The 25,670-nt window shown below is 59.9% G+C and carries 23 protein-coding genes; 15 read left to right on the top strand and 8 right to left on the bottom strand.

Annotation, left to right across the window (positions count from 1 at the left end):
- Positions 1 to 2: 2 nt before the first annotated feature.
- Both ACFORG_RS10120 and ACFORG_RS10125 read left to right on the top strand, forming a co-directional pair.
- Positions 3 to 1,073, top strand: coding sequence for a 2Fe-2S iron-sulfur cluster-binding protein (locus ACFORG_RS10120; protein ID WP_386735305.1), 1,071 nt, complete (start codon positions 3 to 5; stop codon positions 1,071 to 1,073).
- Positions 1,074 to 1,086: 13 nt separating this feature from the next.
- Positions 1,087 to 1,845, top strand: a complete 759-nt coding sequence (locus tag ACFORG_RS10125) for a Phenylacetic acid catabolic protein (RefSeq protein WP_386735306.1) — start codon at positions 1,087 to 1,089, stop codon at positions 1,843 to 1,845.
- 133 nt (positions 1,846 to 1,978) lie between these two features.
- On the opposite strand, the gene ACFORG_RS10130 is transcribed toward ACFORG_RS10125, so the two are convergent.
- The 4 genes from ACFORG_RS10130 to paaG are packed head-to-tail and all read right to left on the bottom strand — an operon-like array spanning position 1,979 to position 5,121.
- On the bottom strand, positions 1,979 to 2,575 hold the full coding sequence (locus ACFORG_RS10130; protein ID WP_386735307.1) for a TetR/AcrR family transcriptional regulator: 597 nt from the start codon (positions 2,573 to 2,575) through the stop codon (positions 1,979 to 1,981).
- A gap of 3 nt (positions 2,576 to 2,578) precedes the next feature.
- A complete protein-coding gene (gene paaK, locus ACFORG_RS10135; RefSeq protein WP_386735308.1) occupies positions 2,579 to 3,889 on the bottom strand; it encodes a phenylacetate--CoA ligase PaaK in 1,311 nt (436 codons plus the stop codon).
- Positions 3,890 to 3,904: 15 nt separating this feature from the next.
- The gene (gene paaI, locus ACFORG_RS10140) at positions 3,905 to 4,333 is read right to left on the bottom strand and encodes a hydroxyphenylacetyl-CoA thioesterase PaaI (protein WP_386735309.1); all 429 of its coding nucleotides are present in this window, start codon (positions 4,331 to 4,333) and stop codon (positions 3,905 to 3,907) included.
- A 2-nt stretch (positions 4,334 to 4,335) separates the two neighbouring features.
- Positions 4,336 to 5,121, bottom strand: coding sequence for a 2-(1,2-epoxy-1,2-dihydrophenyl)acetyl-CoA isomerase PaaG (gene paaG / locus ACFORG_RS10145; RefSeq protein WP_386735310.1), 786 nt, complete (start codon positions 5,119 to 5,121; stop codon positions 4,336 to 4,338).
- Positions 5,122 to 5,389: 268 nt separating this feature from the next.
- On the opposite strand from paaG, the gene ACFORG_RS10150 reads away from it, so the two are divergent.
- From ACFORG_RS10150 to ACFORG_RS10180, 7 genes are all read left to right on the top strand, one after another.
- Complete coding sequence (locus ACFORG_RS10150; RefSeq protein ID WP_386735311.1) at positions 5,390 to 6,412, top strand: TRAP transporter substrate-binding protein; 1,023 nt, start codon at positions 5,390 to 5,392, stop codon at positions 6,410 to 6,412.
- A gap of 68 nt (positions 6,413 to 6,480) precedes the next feature.
- The gene (locus ACFORG_RS10155) at positions 6,481 to 6,987 is read left to right on the top strand and encodes a TRAP transporter small permease (protein ID WP_386735312.1); all 507 of its coding nucleotides are present in this window, start codon (positions 6,481 to 6,483) and stop codon (positions 6,985 to 6,987) included.
- Positions 6,984 to 8,336, top strand: coding sequence for a TRAP transporter large permease (locus tag ACFORG_RS10160; RefSeq protein WP_386735313.1), 1,353 nt, complete (start codon positions 6,984 to 6,986; stop codon positions 8,334 to 8,336). Before ACFORG_RS10155 ends, ACFORG_RS10160 begins: the two co-directional genes overlap by 4 nt.
- A gap of 28 nt (positions 8,337 to 8,364) precedes the next feature.
- The gene (gene paaZ, locus ACFORG_RS10165) at positions 8,365 to 10,395 is read left to right on the top strand and encodes a phenylacetic acid degradation bifunctional protein PaaZ (protein WP_386735314.1); all 2,031 of its coding nucleotides are present in this window, start codon (positions 8,365 to 8,367) and stop codon (positions 10,393 to 10,395) included.
- An 81-nt stretch (positions 10,396 to 10,476) separates the two neighbouring features.
- Positions 10,477 to 11,277: a PaaX family transcriptional regulator C-terminal domain-containing protein gene (locus ACFORG_RS10170; protein ID WP_386735315.1), complete on the top strand. Its 801-nt coding sequence runs from the start codon at positions 10,477 to 10,479 to the stop codon at positions 11,275 to 11,277.
- A 100-nt stretch (positions 11,278 to 11,377) separates the two neighbouring features.
- Positions 11,378 to 12,355: an alpha/beta fold hydrolase gene (locus tag ACFORG_RS10175; protein ID WP_386735316.1), complete on the top strand. Its 978-nt coding sequence runs from the start codon at positions 11,378 to 11,380 to the stop codon at positions 12,353 to 12,355.
- Positions 12,356 to 12,515: 160 nt separating this feature from the next.
- On the top strand, positions 12,516 to 13,481 hold the full coding sequence (locus ACFORG_RS10180; RefSeq protein ID WP_386735814.1) for an AraC family transcriptional regulator: 966 nt from the start codon (positions 12,516 to 12,518) through the stop codon (positions 13,479 to 13,481).
- Between the two features lie 12 nt (positions 13,482 to 13,493).
- Here ACFORG_RS10180 and ACFORG_RS10185 read toward each other — a convergent pair whose 3' ends face one another.
- Positions 13,494 to 14,246 (bottom strand): IclR family transcriptional regulator, encoded by a 753-nt coding sequence (locus tag ACFORG_RS10185; RefSeq protein ID WP_386735317.1) that lies wholly within the window; start codon positions 14,244 to 14,246, stop codon positions 13,494 to 13,496.
- A gap of 118 nt (positions 14,247 to 14,364) precedes the next feature.
- Here ACFORG_RS10185 and ACFORG_RS10190 point away from each other — a divergent pair, with 118 nt between their 5' ends.
- Together ACFORG_RS10190 and ACFORG_RS10195 are read left to right on the top strand one after the other, a co-directional pair.
- Positions 14,365 to 15,672, top strand: coding sequence for a Rieske 2Fe-2S domain-containing protein (locus ACFORG_RS10190; protein ID WP_386735318.1), 1,308 nt, complete (start codon positions 14,365 to 14,367; stop codon positions 15,670 to 15,672).
- A complete protein-coding gene (locus ACFORG_RS10195; RefSeq protein WP_386735319.1) occupies positions 15,669 to 17,090 on the top strand; it encodes a glutamine synthetase family protein in 1,422 nt (473 codons plus the stop codon). Before ACFORG_RS10190 ends, ACFORG_RS10195 begins: the two co-directional genes overlap by 4 nt.
- 3 nt (positions 17,091 to 17,093) lie before the next feature.
- Here ACFORG_RS10195 and lptF read toward each other — a convergent pair whose 3' ends face one another.
- Positions 17,094 to 18,221 (bottom strand): LPS export ABC transporter permease LptF, encoded by a 1,128-nt coding sequence (gene lptF, locus ACFORG_RS10200; protein WP_386735320.1) that lies wholly within the window; start codon positions 18,219 to 18,221, stop codon positions 17,094 to 17,096.
- Positions 18,222 to 18,319: 98 nt separating this feature from the next.
- Positions 18,320 to 19,276, bottom strand: a complete 957-nt coding sequence (locus ACFORG_RS10205) for a formylglycine-generating enzyme family protein (protein ID WP_386735321.1) — start codon at positions 19,274 to 19,276, stop codon at positions 18,320 to 18,322.
- Positions 19,277 to 19,464: 188 nt separating this feature from the next.
- Here ACFORG_RS10205 and speA point away from each other — a divergent pair, with 188 nt between their 5' ends.
- The 4 genes from speA to speB all read left to right on the top strand — a co-directional run bounded on the left by speA (position 19,465) and on the right by speB (position 24,692).
- Positions 19,465 to 21,354 carry a biosynthetic arginine decarboxylase gene (speA, locus tag ACFORG_RS10210; RefSeq protein ID WP_386735322.1) on the top strand — a complete coding sequence of 630 codons (1,890 nt, stop codon included), beginning with the start codon at positions 19,465 to 19,467 and terminating at the stop codon, positions 21,352 to 21,354.
- Positions 21,355 to 21,377: 23 nt separating this feature from the next.
- On the top strand, positions 21,378 to 22,589 hold the full coding sequence (locus ACFORG_RS10215) for a saccharopine dehydrogenase family protein (protein WP_386735323.1): 1,212 nt from the start codon (positions 21,378 to 21,380) through the stop codon (positions 22,587 to 22,589).
- A 91-nt stretch (positions 22,590 to 22,680) separates the two neighbouring features.
- Entirely contained in the window at positions 22,681 to 23,850 is a 1,170-nt protein-coding gene (gene nspC / locus ACFORG_RS10220) for a carboxynorspermidine decarboxylase (RefSeq protein ID WP_386735324.1), read from the top strand.
- On the top strand, positions 23,847 to 24,692 hold the full coding sequence (gene speB / locus ACFORG_RS10225) for an agmatinase (protein WP_386735325.1): 846 nt from the start codon (positions 23,847 to 23,849) through the stop codon (positions 24,690 to 24,692). Before nspC ends, speB begins: the two co-directional genes overlap by 4 nt.
- A 4-nt stretch (positions 24,693 to 24,696) precedes the next feature.
- Here the strand turns inward: speB and ACFORG_RS10230 are convergent, their stop codons facing one another.
- Positions 24,697 to 25,632, bottom strand: a complete 936-nt coding sequence (locus ACFORG_RS10230; RefSeq protein WP_386735326.1) for an aminotransferase class IV — start codon at positions 25,630 to 25,632, stop codon at positions 24,697 to 24,699.
- Positions 25,633 to 25,670: the final 38 nt, after the last annotated feature.

Raw genomic sequence — 25,670 nt, forward strand, 5'->3', positions numbered from 1 at the left:
GGATGGCACGATTTCACGATCTGACCGTCACCGACGTGCAAAAAACCATCCGCGATGCCGTGGTGGTTACCCTCAAACCAGCGCCTGAAGCAGAAGCGGAATTCGATTTCACCCAAGGCCAGTACCTGACGTTCCGACGCGCCTTCGACGGAGAGGAACTGCGTCGTTCCTATTCGATTTGTGCAGGCAAGGACGATGGTGTCTTGCAGGTTGGTATCAAGCGTGTCGAAGGCGGCGCGTTCTCGACCTGGGCCAACAGCGAGTTGAAAGCAGGCGACACCCTTCAGGCCATGGCACCGATGGGGAGCTTTCACACTGCAATCGAACCCGCCGTCGCGAAATCCTATCTTGGCTTTGCGGGCGGCTCGGGTATCACCCCCGTCCTGTCGATCCTCAAGACCGTTCTGGCGCGCGAACCGCGCTCCGAGTTCACCTTGGTCTACGCGAACAAGGGCGTGAACACGATCATGTTCCGCGAGGAACTGGAAGACCTCAAGAACCTCTACATGGGGCGGTTGACGATCATCCACGTGCTGGAGGCCGGGGAAGAAATCGACCTTTTCACGGGCTTGGTAACGCAAGAGAAATGTGCAGAACTCTTCGAGCGCTGGATTGACATAAAAGCTGTCGACACTGCGTTCATCTGTGGCCCGGAGCCGATGATGCTGGGCATCGCTGCCGCTCTTCGCGAACACGGGCTGAGCGAAAACCAGATCAAGTTCGAGCTTTTTGCCAGCGCCCAACCCGGTCGGGCCAAACGCAAGGCGGTTGCTGCTGACGCGGCCAGCAGTGCGAACCAGGCACGCGCTCAGATTACCCTTGATGGCTCCACCCGAAGCATCGACATGCCAAAGGATCTCTCGATCCTTGACGCGGCATTGGAGAACGCGTTGGACGCGCCTTATGCCTGCAAGGCCGGGGTGTGCTCCACCTGCCGATGCCGCGTTCTGGAAGGCGAGGTCGAGATGGTGGCGAACCACGCGCTCGAGGATTACGAGGTCGAGAAAGGCTATGTGCTCAGCTGCCAGGCCTACCCGCTGACCGATACCGTCGTGGTCGATTACGACCAGTAAGGGAGGGAAGGACATGGCAGAAGATATGACGATCGCGAGCTATCTTTCGCAGGGTGGGGTTCTGACCAGCCCGACGAACGTGCCTCCGCGCTACCGCGCCGAACTGCTCAAGCTGATGGCTACCTTCGTGGACAGCGAACTGGCCGGGGCAGCTGGATTTGCGGACGTGATCAACGAGGGTCCCGGCATCAAGGAGAGGATCGCCGCGGCCAAGATCGTTCTGGAGAAGACGGACAACGCCGACCGTGTTCTGAAAATCATGGGCGAGTTCGGGGCAGATACAGCGCGCTACGTCACGCACCACCCCTGGACCCAACGTGTTGAACGCGACGCCGAATTGGGCAGCACCCGCAGCGAGCATGACATGCGGCTTGCGGTGTTCAACTACCCGCTCGAAGGGTGGGCGGATGCAGTGATGATGAACCTGCTGATGGGCCGCGCAGTGACCGTGCAGCTTTCCGAGTTCGCCATGGTATCCTACCAGCCGCTCGCCGAGGCATTCCGCGCCATCGCGCCGATCGAAGCGCATCACGCCGAGCTGGCACTGGAAGGAGCCACAAAACTGAAAGCCGAGGGGCAAACAGAAGCGCTGCAAGCCTCCGCACGCTACTGGTGGCCGCGCGTGGCCGAAAGCTTTGGCAAGGCGGAATCGGCCAAGTTCGAGAGCCTGCGGGAAATCGGGCTGCGCCGGAGCACCAATGCCGACCTGCGCGCTCGCTGGGAAGCCGAGGCGCGAGCGGTACTCGAACAGCTGGGCGTTTCTCCGGACTAACTTAAGAAACTGGGCAGGATACAAGACTTGGCGCGAGTATCCTGCCTAGCTGTTAACGGCGAGCAGCCACTCTCAAGCTTGTTCGCTGTGCGCGGTCATGGCCCGAAGGGCTGCACGCGCTGAGGCGTCTCCATTAGATTTTCTGGACGCCGTGCAGTGTAAGGCGGCTTACCAATTGTGCGTATTCCTGTCGCGCTGCGCTGTCGGCCCCAGGATTCCACATATAATACCAGTTCAACATGCCAAAGACCGACATGGTCGCCGCCCTGAGCTTGACCGGGTCATCCGCCAGCACATCGGGCGCATTCTCTTGAATAATGCGACTGACAAAATCAATCATGTCGCGTTGATACGCCCGCAACAGGCGCTGCTGTTCGACCGGCAGGGCTGACATGCCACTCGTTTGGACGCGGTGTTCGTCGTCAACGCCTTCATAGGCCAGCAGGATTGCCGCCACCACGCGGTGCAGACGCTCTTCGGGCGACAATCCATCAAGCGAGATCCCGCAGACCAGATCCCGCAGATCGCTTAGATAAGTGTCAAGGATGTCGAACAGGATCGCATCCTTGCTGTCGTAGTAGTGGTAGATATTCGCCTTGGATATCCCGCATTCCCGGGCCAGCTGTGTCATCGAGGCACGATCGAATCCTTCGCGTGCAAAGACACGCGCAGCAGATTTGAGGATCTGTGCGCGCTTCTGGTCATGGTCCTTTGCGATGGTCCTGGCCAAGTCTCACCCCTTGTCCCGGTTGTCTACGACGCGCTTGGCCTTGCCCTGGCTGCGCTCGACCTCGCCGGGTTCACCGACCACGATTTCTGTCGACACGCCGACGATATCCTTTATCCGCTTGGTCAGCATCCGTGCGGCAGCCGTCTTGCTCAACTCGTCGGTTGCATCCGCCTCGGCCTCGACATAGACGCGCATCGCGTCCATCCGACCGGCCTTGTAAAGTTCAATCTGGTAATGTGCTGAAAGACCGCCTGTCGCCACGACCTGCTCTTCGATCTGGGACGGAAAGACATTCACGCCGCGCAGAATGATCATGTCGTCGCTGCGGCCCGTTATCTTCTCCATTCGACGCATGGATCGTGCCGTACCCGGCAACAGCCGGGTCAGATCGCGAGTGCGGTATCGCACCATCGGCAGGCCTTCCTTGGTCAGCGTGGTAAAGACCAACTCGCCCATCTCGCCATCTGGAAGCACCTCTCCGGTCTGCGGGTCGATGATCTCTGGCAGGAAGTGGTCTTCCCAGATGACAGGGCCATCCTTGGTTTCGACGCATTCATTTGCGACGCCCGGCCCCATGATCTCGGACAGGCCATAGATATCGACGGCATGCATGTCGAAAGCCTGCTCGACTTCCTTGCGCATCGCGTCGGTCCACGGCTCGGCACCGAAAACACCGACCTTGAGCGAGCTTTCGCGCGGGTCGAGTCCCACCTTGTGATACTGCTCGAGGATGTTGAGCATGTAGGACGGCGTCACCATGATGCCGTCGGGCGCAAAATCGGTTATCAGGCCGACTTGCTTTTCTGTTTGTCCGCCCGACATGGGCACGACTGTCGCGCCCAGCCTTTCGATACCGTAATGCGCACCAAGACCGCCGGTAAAAAGGCCATAGCCATAGGCGTTATGCACCATGTCGCCCTTGCGCAAACCTGCCGCACGCAATGAGCGGGCGACCAGATCGGCCCAGTTGTCGATGTCGTTTTGGGTGTAACCCACGACCGTTGGTTTCCCCGTCGTACCGGAGGAGGCATGCAGCCGGATGATCTGATTGCGCGGCACGGCAAATAGTCCGAACGGGTAATTGTCGCGCAGATCGTTCTTGTATGTGAATGGGAACTTGGCGAGGTCCGCCAGCTCCTGCAAGTCGTCGGGATGCACGCCCGCCTCGTCAAAACGCGACTTGTACATCGGAACGTTTTCATAGGCATGGCGCAAAGACCATTTCAAACGCTCCAGTTGCAGCGCGCGAATCTCGTCGATCGAGGCGATCTCGATCGGGTCCAGTTCTTCTCGCTTCGGGCTCAGATCTTCCATGGCGTCCTCCTCGCCTTAATTCTCGTCGAACAGGCCACCCTTGATCGCACGGGAGAAACCCCGCATTTCGGCGATCTGGCGGCCGTCCTGGTTGGTCACTTGTATATCGTATATTCCGCTGCGCCCGGTCAGGCTGATCTCGCGAGCCGTCGCGGTAAGGCGGTCACCCTTTTGCCCAGGCGCGATAAAGCTGACGACGTTGTGCTGCGCGACCGTGGACTGATTCCTGCTATTGCAGGCAAAGGCAAAAGCGCTGTCAGCCAGCATGAAGATTACACCACCATGACAAATCGCATGCCCGTTGCAGTGATGGTCTTCGACAGTCATTTCCAGAACGGCCTCACCTTCGTCCACGCGGATGATTTCCATGCCCGCCCATTTCGACGCCTGGTCTCCTGCCCACATAGCCTGTGCCGAACGTTCGGCGCGTTCCTGCGGTGTCATGCCTAGCGTCCCTCGAACTTCGGTGCGCGCTTTTCGAGGAAAGCAGCCACGCCCTCGGCGTAATCTGCGCTTTCCCCGCATTTTTTCATCGCGTCCGCCTCAAGCTCCAGATGATCGCTGAGCGTATCAAAGGCCGCTGCTTGAATCGCCTGCTTGCTCAACGCCAGCCCAAGGGTTGGGCCATTGCCCAACTGCTCGGCAAGTCGTCGCGCCTCGGGCATGAGTTCATCGTCAGGCAATGCCTTCCAGATCAGGCCCCATTCTTCGGCCTTGCGCGCCGGCAAAGGCTCGGCCGTGAAGGCCAGCCCCTTGGCACGCGCCTCACCCAAAAGGCGTGGCAGGTGCCAGGACCCACCGGTGTCGGGAATCAACCCGACTTTTGAGAAGGATTGAATGAACTTCGCACTCTCCCCCGCCAGCACCATGTCGCAGGCAAGCGCGATGTTGGCGCCCGCACCAGCGGCCACTCCGTTGACGGCGCAGATCACGGGAAACTCCAAAGAGCGGATCAGGCGCACCAAGGGCGCATAGAAGGTCCGCACGGTATTCCCCAAATCGGGCGGGCCGGACATCTTGCGCGGATCACGGTCACCCAGATCCTGCCCGGCACAAAACCCTCGCCCTGCCCCCGTCAAAAGGATGGCGCGCGCACCGGCGTCACGGGCCCTTTCAATTTCAGACCGCAGGGCGTGATGCATCTCTTCGGTGAAACTGTTGAGGCGATCAGGGCGGTTCAGCGTAATTTCCACCCAATTTCCATGGTTCTGCGCAAGAATCGTATCACTCATCGCCAACCCGCTTTGCAGTTGTTTCGACAAAACCCTTGCATAAACCGAACGGTTGGTCAATAAATTCCTCACGGTTTTCGAATCTGCAAGCCGCAGGGGGGAAGAAATCACATGCGACGGCGCGACAGAGGAGCGGGCGTTTGCCGCTGCTGCGAACCCTTCTCACGGCTTCACGAAAATCGATCGAGACATGCAATCGTGGTTGATGGTTACAAATCCAACCATTAGCCGCCCTGACATCCGCGACCATTCCCAGGGAGGAATTTCAATGGCCAAGCTTGGCGCAATCTCCACTCTTCTCGCCTCGGCTGCATTTGCCGTCTCTGGCGTTGCCGCATTCGCCGCCGAACACACGCTGATTATCTCCAGCTGGGCGCCGCCGACCCACGGCATCAACGCCCTGATGTGGCCCAAGTTCACGGAAATGGTAGAAGAGGCCACAGACGGCCGCGTCACCACCGAACTGAAGCTGGGCATCGCCCCGCCACCGGCACAGATGGACCTCGTGATGGACGGTGCCGCCGACGCATCGATCATTTTTCACGGATACCAGGCCGGTCGCTTTACAACTTCGAAGCTGATCGAACTTCCTGGCTACGAAGGTTCGGCCGAGGCCGCTTCGGTTGCTTACTGGCGCGCATATGAGAAGTACTTGAAGGACGCGGAAGAGCATCGCGGCGTCAAGCTGATCGCGCTTCATACGCATGGTCCGGCGCAGATGCATACTTCTGAGCCGGTTGAGACCATAGACGCAGTTTCGGGTCTCAAGCTGCGCATTCCGGGCGGCGTCGGCGGCGATGTTGGCGCAGCGCTCGGCGCAACCGGCATCCAGGTGCCCGCCCCCAAGGTTTATGAAACACTGGCGTCCAAGGCTGCCGACGGTGTCGTCATGCCAATGGAATCGCGCAAGGGCTTCAAGCTGACCGAGGTTGCGCAGAACGTGTACGAGATGCCCGGTGGGCTCTATCGTGGTTCTTTTGCCTTCATCATGAATGAAGACATCTTTGCCGACCTTCCGGCCGACATCCAGAAGGTGCTGGAAGAAGAAGTCTTTGGCGAACCGCTCAGCCGCGAAATCGGCAAAATCTGGGACGAGATCGACCAGGCGGGCCGCGCGGAAACCGAAGCCACCGAAGGCAACGCGATCAATGCCGCGTCCGAGGCTGACCAGAAGGCCTTCATGGCGATTGCCGAGGAAGTGCGCGCGACAGTTCTTGAAGAACTGGCAGCCGCAGGCGTGGATGCGCAAGCGGCCTATGACATGATCAAGTCGGAAATGGCCGCCTACTGATCCCCCTACACGGTGGCCGACGCGCGATGGCGTCGGCCACCTTTTTGCAAGTCCGGAGAGGAGCCCGCATGTCTGCGCTGATCCATCTGGCCCGCCGCATCTCGCTTATTCCTGTGCTGGTTGCGTGCCTGGCCCTGTTCGTGCTGATGATCATGACCTTCTGCGACGTGATCCTGCGTTCGGTATTCAACAGCCCCATCGAGGCCGCGACCGAATTGACGCGGATCCTGATGGCCGTTCTCGTGTTCTCTGTCCTGCCGATCATATCGGTCACAAACGGCCATATCGCCGTAGACCTGACCGACGGTCTTTTTCAGAAATTTCGTCTGTCGCGACTGCGCGACGCGATTATTCACATCCTGGCTGGCGTGATGCTCTACTGGCCGGTCGAGCGCGTCTGGGTCCTATCCAATCGCGCGCGCGATTACGGTGACGTGACCGAATATCTGGGCATTCCCACCTTTTATGTCGGCTGGTTCATCACGATTGCCGTCGGCATCAGCGCCGTCGCTCTGATCGTGACCGGCTTGCTCTACCTCTTTGCACCCCAATACCTGTCGGAGCCCTCGAAATGACCGCTGCACTGATCGGATTCGCAATCGTCCTGGTCCTTGTCCTCATGCGGCTTCCCATCGTCTTTGCGATGGGGTTGGTCGGAACCTTCGGCTTCGCCTACGAACGCGGCGGGTCGATCTTCGACGAACGCGGCCTGAAAGCCGCGCTTTCGATGGTCGGCAGGCAGATCATGGACACCGCGCAGGACTACGGCCTGTCGGTTGTGCCCTTGTTCATCCTGATGGGCCTTTTCGTTAACAAGGGCGGTATGGCGCGAGAGCTTTATGCCGTGTCCAACGCCTTTCTCGGGCATATGCGCGGCGGCATCGCCATGGCGACCGTCGCAGCCTGCGGCGGCTTCTCGGCCATATGCGGGTCGTCGCTGGCCACGGCTGCGACCATGTCCAAGGTGGCGATGCCGCAAATGCGCCGCTACGGCTATTCCGACGAGCTTTCCACCGCTTCGATCGCTGCCGGCGGCACCCTGGGCATTCTGATCCCACCATCCGTGATCCTGGTGATCTATGGCCTGCTGACCGAGACATCGATCGGCAAGCTGTTCATGGCTGGCATCATTCCAGGTGCGCTCGGCATCCTGTTCTACCTCTTCGCCGTACGTTGGACCGTCTGGCGCAATCCCGACGCGGGCCCGGCAGGCGAACGTGCGAGTTGGTCCGAACGTTTCAGCGCACTTGGTTCGGTCTGGGCAGTGCTCTTGCTGTTCTTCCTCGTGATCGGAGGTCTTTACGGCGCGTTTGATTTCGAACCGCTCAACCTGACCTTCTCGCCCACCGAAGCCGCCGGCATGGGTGCCGCAGGTGCCTTCCTGATCGCTTTGTTCCGCGGTGGTTTGACCCTTGGATCTACCTTCGAAGTGTTGAAAGAGACGACGTTTACGGCCTCGGCGCTCTTCGCCGTGTTGATCGGCGCGCAGATCTTCTCGAACTTCGTGAATATCGCCGGGCTGCCCGAAGCGTTGATCGCGATGGTTACCGCCTATGATGTCGAGCCGTTCGTCGTTATCCTGATGATCCTTGGCATCTACATCATCCTGGGCTGTGTGTTCGAGTCGCTGTCGATGCTGCTTTTGACCGTGCCGATCTTTTTTCCGCTGGTCACGTCGCTGGGATACGACCCGATCTGGTTCGGCATCGTTGTCGTGGTGGTGACCGAAATCTCTCTGATCACGCCCCCGGTTGGCCTCAACGTCTTTATCCTGAAGGGCGTGGTGGGAGACGTGACCACGGGCACGATCTTTCGCGGTGTCACGCCGTTCTGGGTCGCGGACATTCTGCGTCTTGCTCTGATCGTGCTTGTCCCTGTCATCGTGCTTTACCTGCCCGAGCAAATGGGCGCGATGGGCCATTGATTTACACCCCCGAAGAAAGGGAACAGATATGAGCCTTCTTCAGATTTCAAGCTTCGCCGCAGGCGAATGGATCGCCCCGGGCGAGGGCGCGCGAACGATCGCATCCGCCATCACCGGAAACCCATTGGCCAGCGCAGGCAATTCCGCGCTGGACGTGGCAGCGATGCTGGACCACGCCCGCGTCACGGGCGGTCCTGCCCTGCGCGCGATGACTTTCCATGACCGCGCGCGCATGCTCAAAGCACTGGCCCAGGCGTTGACCGCCCGCAAGCAGGAACTCTACGACATCAGCTTCGATACCGGAGCAACGCAAAGCGATCACCTGATCGACATCGATGGCGGCATCGGCACGATGTTCGTCTTCGCCTCCAAGGGGCGGCGCGAGATGCCCGATGGGCATGTCTACCTCGATGGCGAAGTCGAACAGCTGTCGCGCAACGGGACCTTCCTTGGTCAGCACGTGTGCACGCCGCTGCATGGAGTCGCGGTCCACATCAACGCGTTCAACTTCCCGGTCTGGGGCATGCTGGAAAAATTGGCCCCCACCCTGCTTGCCGGCGTCCCTGCGATCGTGAAGCCCGCAACCAACAGCTGCTATGTAACAGAGCTGGCGGTTCGTATCATGCTTGAGGCGGACATCCTTCCCAAAGGCGCGCTGCAACTCGTATCCGGTGGGATCGGCGACATGCTTGACCGGCTGGGGGCACAGGATGTCGTCAGTTTCACCGGATCAGCCGACACCGCGTTGAAACTCCGGTCGAACCCGCACCTGCTGCGCAATTCGGTGCGTTTTGTCGCCGAACAGGACAGCCTCAACGCGTCGATCCTCGGCCCGGACGCAGAGCCCGGAACACCCGAATTCGATCTCTTCGTGAAAGAGGTGAGCCGCGAGATGACGGCCAAGGCGGGTCAGAAATGCACCGCTATCCGTCGGATCATCGCACCTGAAGCACGAGTGGAGGCGGTTCTTGATGCGCTCAAGGCGCGTCTGGCCAAGGTCGTGATTGGAGATCCCCGCCGCGAGGAAACGCGCATGGGTGCCCTCGTATCGAATGGCCAAAAGGCGGATGTGCTGGAAAAGGCGGACATCCTCGCACAGGAAGCCGAACGCGTGTTCGGAAACCCCGAGAGCTTCGAAGTTCAAGGCGCCGATGCCGAAAAAGGTGCCTTTGTCCCGCCCATGCTATTCCACTGCGCCGACCCGGATACGGCAGAGCGTGTCCACGACACCGAAGCCTTTGGCCCGGTCTCAACTGTTATGGGATATCGCGATCTGGATCACGCGATCGCAATCGCCAATCGCGGTGGTGGCTCCCTGGTGACTTCGGTCATCACGCACGACCCCTCAGTGGCCCGCGACGTGGTCATGGGGGCCGGGGCGTGGCTTGGCCGGATATACATCAACAACCGTGACTCGATGAAAGAGTCCACCGGTCATGGCTCGCCATTGCCGCATATGGTGCATGGCGGACCCGGTCGCGCTGGCGGCGGCGAAGAACTGGGCGGCGTACGCGGTGTAAAGCACTACATGCAGCGAACAGCAGTGCAGGGCAGCCCCGAGATGCTGTCGCAGATCGGCGGCACCTGGATACCCGGCGCCAAGGAGATCGAAGGACCGGCCCATCCGTTCACTCGAAAGTTCGGCGAACTTTCGATTGGCGAGACGATCTATACCGACCCGCGCGAAGTGACGCTGGACGATATCGAGCACTTCGCCCATTTCACCGGCGATACCTTCTATGCCCATATGGATGATGACGCGGCAAAACGGAATCCGTTCTTCCCCGGTCGCGTGGCCCATGGTTACCTTCTTCTGTCTTTCGCAGCGGGCCTGTTCGTCGAGCCTAATGAGGGGCCGGTCCTGGCCAACACCGGGCTTGACGGGCTGCGATTCATGAAGCCGGTGAGCGCGGGCGATAGCATCAAGGTACGCCTGACGGTCAAGAAAAAGACTCCGCGAACCGATGAGTACGGTGAAGTCCGCTGGCACGTCACCCTAACCAATCAAGACGCGGACAAGGTCGCGGAGTACGAACTGCTGACGATGAATGCCTATTGAGAGCTGCCTTCCCCGGGGCTCTTCGTCCGCTCCGGGGAAAACCTGATTTTCATATGAATGACTGCGCCTTAGAATGGCGTTATGCGCAAAGAGCCCTGGTTTGACACCGCGATTGCGACCTTGGCGGATCCTCAGAACCTGAGGGTCTGGTCGGTGATCGTGTCGCTCTTTGGCGATCTGGCGCAAAAACCCGGGGATGAGCTGTCCGGTGGGGCACTGACCCGCATTATCGAACCGATGGGCATCAAGCCCGAAGCGATCCGGGTCGCGCTGCACAGGCTGCGCAAGGATGGCTGGTTGGACAGCACCCGCTCGGGCCGTGTATCGAGCCATCATCTGACGGCGTTCGGTCGCGCGCAATCGGCCCAGGTCACCCCGCGCATATATGCCAGAACCCCGCACGTGGCTCCTCAATGGCATTTGCTGATTGCAGAAGACGGACCCGGCATTCACACGCTTGACGACCTGCTTCTTACGGCAAGCTACACCAGCCTTGGCCGCAACACGGCTCTGGGCGAAGGTCCCGTTCCATCCGACGTCGACGATTTGTTGGCGTTCGAAGTCACTGCGCGGGCCGTACCCGATTGGGTCAAGGCAAGGCTCTGCCCACCAGAATTGGTTGCCGCCTGCGCAGACTTACATACCAGCATCTCAGATCTGCTGCGCAGCCGCCCGCCAGGCTGGCACGGAACGCAGCACCAGGTTGCGACGCTCAGAACCTTGATAATCCATCGCTGGCGGCGCGTTGTCCTCCGCCACCCCGACTTGCCGCCAGTTTTTTTTCCCCAAGACTGGTGCGGCCCGGAACTGCGACAAAACGTATTCGACCTGTTGGATAAACTCCCCTCACCCGACTTGTCTGCGTTGAACGAAAAGTCGTGATCTCGTGGGGTTTGAGCTGACCACGATCAGGAAAGACTGGCGGTTGGTTCCGGCACTGTCGTAGCTTCGCCACAAACAAGCCTTGTGTGCGGAGCCTTTGATGCAGACCATTTTGATTCTTCTTGCCTTGGTCGTCGCGGCAATTGCAGCCTTGCTGGCTTGGGGTTGGCTAACGACGCGGCGAGCGGCACGCGAGGCAGAGACACTCATGCCGCCACTGGGCCGGAGCGTTGATGTCTCCGGCGGCAAGATTCACTTTGTCGAAGCTGGCGATCCCGCGAAACAGACGCTTGTCATGATCCATGGCCTTTCGGGGCAGCTGCAGCACTTCACCTACGCATTGGTAGACCGTCTCGCGACAGATCACCATGTGATCGCCGTCGACAGGCCGGGCTGTGGCTTTTCCACACGTGACGATGAGAAACACGCGACCTTGAGTGAGCAGGCGCGTATGATCGGCGAGGCTTTGGACCAATTGGAGGCCCGAGACTGGGTCCTGATCGGTCATTCACTCGGCGGCGCGGTCTCGCTTGCAATGGCATTGGACCGACCGCGCGACGTAGCTGGCCTTGCCTTGATTGCGCCTCTCACGCACTCCGTCGGGGCAACACCGCCTGCGTTCAGGGCACTCGAAATCCGCAAGCCCTGGCTCCGCAAGATGATCGGGCATACATTGGCCGTCCCGGCGGCGCGCCGGGCGGCGCCTGTCACTCTCAACTCCGTCTTTGCGCCGGAACCATGGCCCGAGGACTTTCTCACGCGCGCCGGTGGCGCCTTGGGATTGCGCCCCGAAGCCTTCATTACCGCATCCGAGGACGTGGTTCATGCAACCGGCGGTATCGACCAGCAGTCCCCGCGCTACCGCGACCTCGAAGTACCCGGCGCGGTCCTTTTCGGAGCAGAGGATCCGATCCTCCTGCCGACGCAGCAAGGCGTGCCGATGAAAAATTACAATCTTCGGTACGAGGAGTTGCCCGGGCGTGGTCACATGATTCCGATCACCGCACCCGATGAGTGCGAGGAATTCATTCGTTCGGTCGCGATATCGACGCGCATTCCGGCAGGACTGGGCCGCTAACCTCAAAAAACTGATGCTTTTTTGGGCGGTGAGGTTAACTTTTTCTCCAACGGCGTATCGACTCGACATCAAGAGCCTATACAGCGGCCAGTTAGTCTGCATTAATTCGTCGTCCCGAACGCTCGGCGGGACCAAAGGATAACTGTTGCCCAAGACTCCGATGCCACAAATTCACTTGTCGCTTCTCCGCCCATTCGTGGCGGAGCTTCGCGCGCGTGGCATAGATCCTGAATGTGCATTGGCCGCCGCGGGACTGAACGAGGCGGAAATGTTTGACGATCAGGCGGTCGTCCATGCCATGCCTGCCTACCACTTCCTTGAGAGTTGTGCGGTCCACGCAGCAGACCCGCATTTTGCCGCGACCGTGGCCGAAAAGCGCCAACCGGGAGAATGGCAGGCGGTTCAGACGGCACTTCGAAGCGCGAATTCCTTTGGCGATTTCCTGACATTCTTCATCGGTCGCGTGAATGAAACCGCCCTCTCCGCAGAACTATTCCTTGAAACCCGGGCCGAATTCAGTTGCCTCGGCGAGTCGCACAGTTTCGTCCCACCGCTGCCCCCCGCGCAGAACGATGCCTATATGGCGACGATCGCACTGAAGGTTCTGCAAGCCGGGCTTGGTCCTCTGGTGCAACTTGAACAGGTAGCGGTAACGGTTAACGACCCGCAAGCGCTACCTCCGACCCTTGGCCCGATTCAAAAGAACGCCGGAGGCTCCGAGGGCTTTCGCTTGCGCTTTCCCTCAAGCTGGCTGGTTTGTGGGATCGCTGAAGGTGAAGATGACACGGGCGAGGTGTTGGAAGGGGCCGGGTTCCTTTCCGGTTTTCGGACAGTCCTTGCGCGGCACATCGACCAGGGGGGTCTTAGCGCCGATGAGGCGGCGCGAGTTGCAGGAGTAAGTCGCTGGAAACTGTCACGCTTGCTAGCAGCCGAAGGGACTGACATTTCGACCGAGATCACAAGGGCACGGATCGACCACGCGCGCAAATGCCTGATCAACACGGGGCACTCGGTGGAGAGTATCGCGCGCAGTCTCGGCTACTCCGACGCGTCAAATTTCGCCCGTGCGTTCAACCGGGCAACCGGCATGAGCCCAAGCAGTTTCCGGAAACAAGAACGGGGTTGAAGGCGGCCCGCTTTACCCTGCCCCGTCGGCCAAGGCTCTTGCACAGTCTTGCAACGCTTGAACGATCGCCGCCTCGCGCTCGGGCGTCAATGTGGCAAGTGCAAGCGACGTCCCCAGCGCGAAAGGTGGCCCTGAGCCTCCAGCCAGCGGCACCGCGACCCCGGCGACGCCCGGTTCGAAGGAACCACGCGTGACAGCGTATCCGTTCTGTCGTGCCTCGGACACGCACCGCACAACCTCATCAAGACTGCTGGGTGTATCGGAACCACGAGACTCAGGCAGGCAGTGTTCGATGATTTTCTTCAAGTCCTCGTCAGACGACCCTGTCAGTAGGGCCATGCCGATTGCCGTCGGTAACAGCGGCAAACGACTGCCCACGGTGAAACCGAAGCTGACACGTGAGGGTTCCATGCGGGCCTGAGCGACGTAAAGCGCCTCGGTCTCTTCGAGTACGGCGAGCGACAGCGGGGTGTCGATACGAGCAGATGCGGCGTCCAAAACGGGCTGTACCCGTTTTCCATACTGATGCGACTGCAGGAACCCGCCGGCCAGCACCATCACTTTTGGTGTCAGGGCAAAGACCCGACCGTACCTTCGAACGTAACCGAGATGTTCAAGCGTAAGAACAAGCCGGCGTGCGGCCGCGCGGTCGAGGGCGCAAATGCGTGCAATGTCGCTGAAGGAGAGCCGCGCATTTTCCGCGTCGAACGCCCGCAGAACGGAAAGCCCCTTGGCAAAGGTCGTCGAAATGTCCTTTCCCATCATCAGCCACCACCTCGCTTGACACAAGTTCGGCGCCCGTGCCACGAATAACGCGCGTTATTACACGTAATGTGCGTTATTCGCACCTTTTTCGTTTGGCGACAAGGGGAGGAGCGCCGCCATGATGTCGAAAGACGCCAATGACCTGATCACACGGGTTGGTGCTGAAAATGGCGCGGGCAAGGTCTTGCGTCGCTATTGGCAGCCTGCTGCATTGAGCGAGGAATTGGCGGGCAACCGACCTGTCATACCGGTGCGTCTGTTGGGCGAGGATCTGGTTCTGTTCCGCGACAACGAGGGAGAACTGGGCCTTATCGGTCGACACTGCCCTCATCGAGGAGCGGACCTTTGCTTTGGCCGCCGCGAGGATAACGGCCTCAGGTGCCCGTTCCACGGCTGGCACTTTGACCGTACCGGTCAGTGCGTTGAGCAACCCGGTGAGCCGGACGGGTCGCGTATGCATGAGCAGATCCGCACGGCAAGTTACCCCGTGGTAGAGCGAAACGGAATTGTCTTTGCCTATATGGGGCCAGGCGATCCTCCTCCCTTTCCCGCGCTTGATTGCTTTGCGGCACCAGACACGCATGTTTTTGCCTTCAAGGGTCTGTGGGAATGCAACTGGCTACAAGCACTCGAAGTCGGCATTGATCCGGTCCACGCGTCCTTCCTGCATCGTTTCCTTCAGGACGAGGATCCCAGTGAAGGCTACGGCAAGCAATTCCGCGACCGCGCGGCAAATACCGAGATCCCGATGACGCAACTCCTGCGCGAATACCCGCGCCCGGAAATTCAGGTCGAGGAGACCGATTATGGAATGCGCCTGATTGCGCTTCGCCATCTTGACGATGGACGCACGCATGTGCGGGTGACAAACCAGATATTTCCGACCGCGATTTGTATCCCGATGTCGAACGAGATGACAATTACCCAGTGGCATGTCCCGATCGATGACGAGAACTGCTACTGGTACTCGATGTTCACGAGCTTTGGTGCCCCGGTGAACAAGGATCTGATGCGCGAACAGCGCCTGAAAGAGCATCGATTGCCCGATTACGCCCCGCTGAAGAACAAGCGTAACAACTACGGTTACGATCCCGAAGAACAGGCGAGCGAAACCTATACGGGTATGGGTCTTGACATCAATGTCCACGATCAATGGGCGGTCGAGAGCATGGGGCGCATTCAGGACCGCACGCAAGAGCATCTTGGCAAGACCGATGTCGGCATCATCCGGTACCGCCGTATGCTGCGCGCAGCAATCGAGGCCGTCGATGCGAACGGCACAGATCTCAAGATGCAGAACGGCGCGACCGGGCAGATAACCGGCCCGGTTTCAGTCGACGCAATCGGCGAAGGTGGGGACTGGACGGAAACCTACCGCACCCGCGACGCCGAGCGCCGGGCGGGCTGTGACTGGGCGCGCGGATGAGCGGGACGCTGGCCCGGTTGGGTGTGCAAGGCCCCGAAGAGGCGGAAATCAGAGAGTTCCTGTCCCGTCTCGAAGGTGACGGGATCGAGACCGTACGTTTCCTGTTCTCGGACCAGCATGGATTGCTTCGCGGCAAGGCACTGACAGTCTCGGCCGCTGAAAGCGCGTGCCGAAACGGTGTGACCGCGCCGTCCTCGCTCCTGCTCAAGGACACCTCGCACAGAACCGCCTTCCCCGTCTGGGACGAGGATGCCGGGTTCGGTCCGGGCGTCATGACCGGCGCGGGCGATATCCTTTTGGTGCCAGACCTTTCCACCTATCGCCGCCTGCCATGGTCGCCGCATTCCGCCTGGGTTCTGTGCGAGGTCGTGCAGTCGGACGGGACCGCCATCCCCTTCGCGCCGCGAACGGTATTGCGCGACGCACTCGCGCGCCTGCACGACAGGGGCATTGATATGGTCTGCGGCCTGGAAGTCGAGTTTCATATCTTCGCTCAGTCAGGCGTTGCCCTCACACACGAAGGCGGCGGTATGCCGGGATCGCCCCCGCACACGGCGCCATTGAATCATGGCTACCAGTTGCTCACCGACACGCTCTACTCGGAGATGGAAGATCTATTGGACGAAATTCGCCGAGCAGCACAGGCGATGGGCATGCCGGTACGTTCCATCGAGGTCGAATTCGGCCCCAGTCAGGTCGAGGTGACATTCGACCCTGCCCCTGCCTGGACCCACGCCGAGACGATGGTCATGTTCCGCGCTCTGGCCAAGCAGGTCTGCGCTCGTCGAGGACTGCTGGCCAGTTTCATGTGCCGTCCGATCGCCCCCAATATCGCGGCGAGCGGTTGGCACTTGCACCAGTCTCTGGTCGACCGGGAAACTGGTCGCAATCTCTTTACCCCAGAGACCGATACCCCGAGTGCAACCGCCTCGGCCTGGATTGCCGGTCTACTCGATCATGCCGCCGAATGCTGCCTTATCACCACACCAACCGTGAATGGCTATAAACGTTACCAGCCCCACCAGTTGGCCCCAGATCGCATTCAGTGGGGACGGGACAACAAAGGCGCTATGCTGCGTGCGTTGTTCCAACCGGGGGATGCGGCGTCACGGATCGAAAACAGGGTGCCCGAACCGGCGGCGACGCCACATTACGTGATGGCGGCGCAGATCCTTTCCGGTTTGTCCGGACTGGACCGCGCGCTTGTTCCGCCCGCGCCGGTGGAACGTCCGTATGAGACCGATGCGCCAGCCCTGCCCGCCAACTTAGGCGCGGCCATTGCAGCGTTTGATACCGGCGAGTTGTTTCGCAACCATCCGTTGCGCAGCTATCTGGCAACGCTCAAACGCGCCGAGTGGCAGAGATACCTTTCCGCACTGTCGGAGTGGGAACAGCGCGAATATCTCTCGGCGTTCTAGTACTCAGGCCACGCTTGAAGCGCGCCGAAAAAGCCTTGCCAAGGGGCGCCCCGCGACCTGCAGGAAAACCCATGCCACGGCGAGGCCGGTCAGTGTCGGCGCGTATAGCAACCACCACAAATCCGGTCGGGCTACTACGATGGGCGAGAGCACACCGCGCATCCCTTCGAGCGCGATCAGAAAGCCGAACGCGGTGAGGATTTGCGGCCAGAGACCGAAACGCGAAAAAGCACCAAGCATAAGCGCCGCAAAACCCACCAAGGCCACTGCGATGCAGATCGTCGCCCAGGCAAATCGTTGGTGCAACTCTTCCAGCACTTGCCCGTCGGTGTAGTTTTCAGCCTCGCGGATGATATCACGATCGCGGATCAACTCGAGTGTCGGGATGCCCCGAATGTTCCGCGCGACCTCCTCGTCATCACGGATCAGCGGAGAAATATCGTAGGAAAAGTCTTCGAACAAGGTAGAGGACATGGTCCCGGATTTCGCATCATACCGCAAAGCCATGCCATCGATCATCACGAGGTTGGTTTGCGGCCCATCACTGACGAGGAAAGCGCGAGACCCGGAAAAGGTCACGGGGCGTGCGGGCAAACGCCGATCCGACAGGAACACGTCGTTGAGGGTGCCATCACGGTCGATCCGACCGATATAGAAGGTCACGCCCTTTACCGGGTGCATGAACTCCCCCTCGTTGAGAAGTTGCGCCGTGACGTCGCGCGCCACTTCGGCCTCGCGCTGTTCCAGTTGAAGAAGCGAAGCCGGGCGCAGGTAGATCGTGATCGTACCCATCATCACCGCTGCCACCAGACCGAAGACAAGGACCGGTCTTGCAAGGCGCATCGGGCTAGATCCGGTGGCCAGCATCACGGTCAGTTCGCTTTCCCGGCTGAGGCGATTGGTGACGTAGACCGCTGCACCGAAAACGGCCATCGGCATGACGGTTCGGATCAACGTCGGCAGCGTCAGGGCCGTGAATTCGAGGAAAACCATGGCAGACTGACCGCCGCTGATGAGCGTGTCGAACAGACTGACCGAGCGCGTGATCCAGAAGACCCCCACCAGAACAAGCGTGAAAAATCCGAACAGCACCAACAATTGCCGCAGGAAGTACTCGTCAAATCGCGACATGGCGCGCAGGATCCCTCATCGTGTCAAAGGCCAGATTACGGGATCCGTTCGACGGGGGAAACCAGCTTTGCGCTGCCGGCTACCAAGTGCGCTTCCCGTCAACCTCCGTGGTCCCCTTGGCCTACGGGCCAGACAACACGAAACCCCTGGTGGGTTGTCGTGCTGTCTGGCGAATTGCCACTGCGAGCGGCGATCCTGTAACGATAACAGTAGCTCTTGTGGCACAGGAAGGATCCCCCTTTGGAGAGGCGATAGCCGTCCATCGCCGCCATCCTCGCCTTGGCCTGCTTGCGGAGGGAACGGATTCGGAACGTGTCTGCCGTCCACTCCCAGACATTCCCGCACATGTTGTAGAGTCCGTAGCCATTGGAGCCGAAAGACCTTGCCGGGGCGGTCGCTACATGCCCGTCCGCGCCAGTGTTGGTGTCGGGAAAGCGCCCCTGGAAGATATTGCAGGGAAGAAACTGCCGATCATCGGGTTCGCGGTCACCCCACGGGAAACGTACATCTTCCAAACCGCCACGCGCCGCATGCTCCCACTCGGCTTCGGTGGGCAACCTTCCTCCCACCCAGGCGGCATAGGCTCTCGCGTCGTGCCAGGATACGTGCACGACCGGATGATCCGGCTTCCACGCGGCGTCATGTGTGCCCGGCCCATTCACGTCGCGCCAGGTCGCTCCATCGATGCGCCGCCACCAATCTGCCCCCTGAACCCCTTCGGTGGCGCCAAGTTCATCGGGAACCTGCGCAAAGAAGACAAAGGACCACCCCCAGCGCTCCGCCTCTGTTCGGTAACCGGTCTGGTCAACGAATTCGGCGAACTGGGCGTTTGTCACCGCGGTCCGCCCGATCCGAAATGGGTTTACCCTTTGTCGGCGCAAGGGACCTTCCCCATCCATGGGCAGCTCGGGGGTATTCGTTCCCACGAACGCTCTGCCGCCCGGTATCTCGACCGCATCCACCGCCTGTACTGGCTTGGTAGCAGGCGTTTTCACAGCAGATCTGCCCTGATTACGCGGCGGGGTCTGGCAGCATGATTTGGTGTCGTGGGTCATCGCCGCGCAGGCTAGACGGGTTGCGCCCCTGCGTCGAGCGGCTACGGTGGATGCATGCAAAAAGATCAAGCCGGACCTGCGGTTGGAACGAACCCGCCAGTTTGATGTTGGAAGAATCGAAGGCCTCCGCTAAGGCGGCGGCGCTGGTCGACGGGACCTGACACGACCTGACCCTGGGGGACGCCTGTTTGAAACACTCATCCGACGCGCCGCACGCCATTTATGGTGTCGAGAAATGGGGCAAGGGCCTCATCGAGGTAACCGGCGGAGGCGAAATCGGGCTGCGAAACCCACGCGCGCCCGAGGCTGCGGCCATCAGCCTTCCGGGCATCCTGAAGGACCTCGAGGAACGTGGAATCCGTTCGCCAATGGTCCTGCGTGTGGCTTCCTATCTCGAAAGCGAAATCAAGAACATCAACGAAAGCTTCGCATCTGCAATCAAGCGAACGAGCTACCGGGGCAAGTATCGTGGCGTTTTCCCGATCAAGGTGAACCAGCAAGCGCAAGTGATCGACCGCATCGTGGAGTTTGGCAAACCCTACTCCTGCGGTCTTGAAGCAGGGTCCAAGCCCGAGCTCGTCATTGCGCTGGCACATCGCCTGCCACCGGATGCCTTGATTGTCTGCAACGGGGTGAAGGATGCCGAGTTCATCCGGCTTGCCACCCTGTCGCGCAAGCTGGGCTTCAACACCGTTATCGTGCTGGAGAGCCCTAAGGAGGCCGATACCGTAATCGAGGTTTACAAGGAGCTGGGGATCGAGCCGCTCATCGGTGTTCGGGTGAAGCTGACCAACCAGATCAGCGGCAAGTGGGAAGAAAGCTCAGGCGATCGTTCCTCCTTTGGCATGAATACGGACCAGCTGATCCGCGTGGTGGACAAACTGCGCGACGCAGGACTGATTCACTGTCTGAAACTCCAGCATTCGCATCTGGGAAGCCAAGTACCCGATGTGAACGACGTGCGCCGCGCTGTTGGCGAAGCCTGCCGGTATTTCACCGAACTGACGCGCGAAGGCGTCCCCCTTACGCATCTAGATCTCGGTGGCGGCATGGGTGTCGATTACACCGGCGAAAAGAAGGCGACCGAAAATTCGATCAACTACTCGGTTGGAGAATACTGCGACAACGTCGTCGAAACGGTTGCCTACGCGATGGACGAAGCCGGGATGGACCACCCCACCATCGTCACCGAGAGCGGACGGGCCGTCGTCGCCACTTCGTCGATGCTGGTATTCAACGTGCTGGAAAGCACGCTGTACGATGCACCGGATGCTCCCGAGGTAGAGCCGGACGATCACCACATGGTCTCGGACCTTGCCGCCGTGGAAGGCTACCTGACGCCCGCCCGTTTGCAGGAATGCTGGAACGACGCCACTTTCTACCGCAACGAGTTGCGCGCCCTGTTCCGTCGTGGCTATGTCGACCTACGACAGATGGCCCGGGCCGAACGCATTTACCTGCGACTGATGGCGCGGATAAAGGCGCTGGTCGCGGCCGAGGACGAAATCACCGATCTCGACGACCAACTCGAAAAGCTAGCCGACATCTATCATTGCAACTTCTCGCTGTTCCAGTCGCTCCCCGATGTCTGGGCCATCGACCAGCTACATCCGATCGTGCCCTTGCAAATGCTCGATCAGGCCCCCGACCGCCGGGCTGTTCTTTCCGACATCACCTGCGACAGTGACGGAAAGATCGACCGCTTCATCCTTGCCGATGGTACGTCGCCCTCTCTGCCGGTGCATACGCTTCCGGAAGAGGATGAATACTATATGGGGGTCTTCTTTGTCGGCGCCTATCAGGAAACGCTTGGCGACCTGCATAACCTCTTCGGTGACACCAACGTCGTAACCATCGACCTCAAGCCGGATGGCGGGTTCGAGTTGTTGCATGAGCAGGAAGGAGACACCATCTCCGAGGTCATGGCATATGTCGAGTTCGATCCAACCGATTGCGTCGCCGCATTCCGCAAGATGGTGGACGAAGCCATCGCAGGCGGCAGCCTCAAGGCGAACGACCGCAAGACGTTGATGAGCGCGTATCGCGACTCCATCAACGGATACACCTATTACGAATGACCACCCCGACAGGAGGACACCCCATGGGCAAGACACTGGTTGTCGGCGCGGGCGGCGTAAGCCACGCCGCCGTGCACAAGATGGCGATGAACCCCGAAATCTTTACCGAGATCACGCTCGCCAGCCGCACAAAGGCGAAATGCGACGCTATCGCGAAATCGGTCAAGGAACGCGTCGGCGTGGATATCAAAACCGCTGCGCTCGATGCCTATGACGTGGCCGACACGGTCAAGCTCATCAAGGAGACCGGGGCAGAGATCCTCGTGAACCTTGCCCTGCCCTATCAGGACCTCGTGCTGATGGATGCCTGCCTCGAGGCTGGCTGCCACTACCTCGACACCGCGAATTACGAACCCGAGGACGAAGCCAAATTCGAATATCACTGGCAATGGGCTTACCAGGACAAGTTCAAAAAGGCCGGGCTGACCGCGATCCTCGGCTCGGGCTTCGACCCGGGTGTGACCAGTGTGTTCGCCAAATGGCTCAAGAAACACAAGCTGGACACGATCCGTCAGATCGACGTGCTGGACGCAAACGGCGGCTCGAATGACCAAGAATTCGCGACCAACTTCAACCCCGAGATCAACCTGCGCGAAGTGCTGGCCGAAGTGCGCCACTGGGAAAACGGTGAGTGGAAACACTCCCCCGCCATGACCCACAAGGTGGAATTCGATTTCCCCGCCATCGGCCCCAAGAACATGTACCTGATGTATCACGAGGAACTGGAGTCGCTCTCCACCCACTTCCCCGAGATTGAACGCGCGCGGTTCTGGATGACCTTTGGCGACGCCTACATCACCCACGCCAAGGTGCTGGAGAATGTCGGCATGACCCGCATCGACCCGGTAATGCATGACGGTAAAGAGATCATCCCGATCCAGTTTCTGAAAACGCTGCTGCCCGACCCCGGCGATCTGGGCGCGGAAACGAAGGGCAAGGCCTGCATCGGCGACATCGCCACGGGTCAGGCCAAGGACGGCTCGGGCGAGAAGACATACTACATCTACAACATCTGCGACCACGAGGAATGCTATCGCGAGGTCGGCAGCCAGGCCGTCAGCTATACCACTGGCGTGCCCGCCATGATCGGCGCAGCACAAGTGCTGAAGGGCAATTGGACCGAACCGGGCGTCTGGAACATGGAGCAGCTGGACCCCGATGATTTCATGGACATGCTCAACAATCAGGGCCTGCCCTGGCAGGTCCACGAGCTTGACGGCCCGGTAACGTTCTGACGGCGCCAGCCCCCTTCCTCTTGCTCGAAATATCCCGGGGGGTCCGGGGGGCAGCGCCCCCCGGCCTTTCCACCAAACGGAGACCTCTCCAATGGCAGACATGATGGCAACCCAGGCCGGTGATCCCGGCGCGTTCCGCGATTTCGATCTGACGCGCGTTCCGTCCCCGTGTTTCGTCGTGGATGAGAAGGCCGTGGAACGGAACCTGTCCATCCTCAAGGGCATCTCCGATCGCTCGGGCGCACATGTGCTCGCCGCGCTCAAGGCATTCTCGATGTTCTCTGTCGCACCGCTGGTCCGACGGTATCTTGGCGGCACATGCGCAAGCGGAATATTCGAGGCACGCCTTGCGCGAGAAGAATATGGCGGAGAAGTCGCTACCTTCTGCGCCGCCTACAAGGAAAGCGAGATTGACGAGATCGCGGCACTGTCCGACCACGTCATCTTCAACAGTCCCGCTCAAAAAGATCGGTTCGCCCCGCGCGTTCGGTTCGCCGGAAAACAGGTTGGGCTAAGGATCAATCCCGAACATTCGGAAGGGGAAGTCGCGAAATACGATCCCTGTGCTCCCTGCTCGCGACTTGGCACACCCGTGAGCCAACTCGACCGCCATGCGATTGCAGGTGTCGACGGGTTGCACATGCACACGTTGTGCGAACAAGGGCTCGATCCTCTCCTGCGAACATGGGACGCACTGGAACCAAAGATCGCCCCTTACCTGCCGCAGTTGAAATGGATGAACTTCGGCGGAGGTCACCATATCACCCGCGATGACTATGATCGGGACGGTTTGGTCGCGTTCATCAGGCAGGTCCGGGAAAAGTATGGCGTCGATGTTTATCTGGAACCTGGTGAGGCGGTTGCTCTGGATGCCGGTATCCTTGTGGGTGAAGTGCTCGATACTACGCATAACGGGCAGGATCTGGCGATCGTCGATATATCTGCGACATGCCACATGCCGGACGTGATCGAAGCCCCTTACCGACCGGCGATGCTGGGCGAACCGGAGTCGGGCCATACCTATCGCCTCGGCGGGCCGTCCTGCCTCGCCGGTGACGTGATTGGTGATTATGCTTTTCTTCGGCCGCTGACCCCCGGCCAGCGTTTTGCATTTCTCGACCAAGCGCATTACTCGATGGTGAAGACGAATACGTTTAACGGCGTCCCGCTCCCTGCCATCGCGCTTTGGAACAGTGAAACCGACGAACTGAAAATCATTCGTTCGTTCGGGTATGAGGATTTCAAGGAACGTCTCTCATGAACATCTTTCTCGACAGCGAGTTGACCGAAGCAGAACGCGGCCAAGATGCGCTGTTTCGCGTGATCCCCGTACCGCTGGAACGTACCGTTTCTTATGGCTCGGGCACCGCTAAAGGCGCCGAGGCAATCATCGCGGCGTCGAACGAGTTGGAGAGGGGCACAAATGGTGACGAACCTTGCGCCCGGGGCATTCTGACCGAAGCACCAATCGATTGTTCCGGCCCGATGCCGGAGGTGATGGAACGTCTCGCCGCACGCACGGAGGCAGCGGTTCGTGCCGGCCGGGTTCCTGTCACGCTAGGGGGTGAACACTCTTTGAGCTATGGCGCGGTCATCGGTGTGTCGCGAGCCTTGGGTCACCCCGTTGGTATCGTCCAGATCGACGCCCATGCCGATCTGCGCGTGGCCTATCAGGGTGAAAAGCACTCTCACGCTTCGGTCATGCACCTGTTGACACAGGATGGGCACAGGCTCGCACAATTCGGGGTCCGGGCACTGTCGTCAGACGAGTCGGAAAGCCGGGTTCGAAACGAAGTCTTTTTTCGCGACGCCGAAGAGTTGGTGACTGGCAATATTCTGGAAGTGGATTTGCCTGAAGACTTCCCCGAACACGTCTATGTCAGCTTCGATGTCGACGGTTTGGACCCAAGCCAGATGCCAGCGACCGGAACACCCGTGCCGGGCGGCCTCGGCTATTATCAAGCTCTCAGGCTTGTCGAGCACGCGCTCAAAGGGCGCAAGTGCGTTGGTCTGGACGTGGTCGAACTGGCTCCCGATGGCAACGCGGCGTGGGATTTCACCGCGGCGCAGATCACCTACAGGCTGATGGCTGCCTGCCTTTAGGGCTCTATCTCCCCTTTTGACGGGCGATCTCCTGTTCGATCAGGTCCTTGTAAAGACGGCGGATCCGCCGCATCACAGGGCGATCGCCACTACCGATCTGCTTTCCGTCGATCTCGGCCACCGGAGTCTGAGCCCCGAATGTGCCGGTCAGAAAAGCTTCGTCCGCGCCATAGGCTTCGTACAAGCTGAAGTTTTTCTCGTGGACCGGGATGCCGTTGTCGCGGCAGATGTCGATCACCTTTTGCCGCGTGACACCGTTCATGCAATAGTCGCCGGTCGAGGTCCAAACCTCTCCGCGTCGTACGATAAAGAAGTTGCAGGCGTTGGTGGTGTTCACGAACCCATGCGGATCCAGCATCAGTCCTTCGTCCGCCCCGGCCTGTTCGGCCTGCAAACAGGCGATCACACAGTTGAGTTTCGAGTGACTGTTGTACTTTGCGTCTTGGCTCATCGGCAATCCGCGTACCTGCGGTACGGTGGCCAAACGGATCCCTTTCGATTGCAGGACATCTGCCGGCTTTGAATGCTCCATGATAATCACCATGGTCGGGCCCGATTGGCTGAGCTTTGGATGCTGAAACGGCTTAACCTTGACCCCCCGGGTCAACATCAAGCGACAGTGGACGTCAGTCACCATGCCATTGGCCTCAGCGGTGCGGGTCAGAGCCTCCATGATCCCGGCCCGGTCCGTCCCGACATCAAGGCTAACCGCCCGACATGAGTCGAAAAACCGGTCCATATGTTCGTCGAAGAAGGCCCAGACGCCGTCATACAGGCGCATCCCTTCCCACATTCCGTCGCCCAGCATGAACCCGGAATCATAGACCGACACCTTAGCCTCGTCGCGATGCAACAGGTCTCCATTGACGTAGATCAGGATGTCGCGGTTGCGGACATCCTCTTCGGCGTCGTGGGTACTCGGGGCGTTTTGGGGCGTCATTCAGGTCTCCGTACGTGCCGACTGGCCATAGTCCAACT

This window comes from Lutimaribacter marinistellae (assembly GCF_042648365.1).
GTDB classification, from domain to species: Bacteria; Pseudomonadota; Alphaproteobacteria; order Rhodobacterales; family Rhodobacteraceae; genus Lutimaribacter_A; species Lutimaribacter_A marinistellae.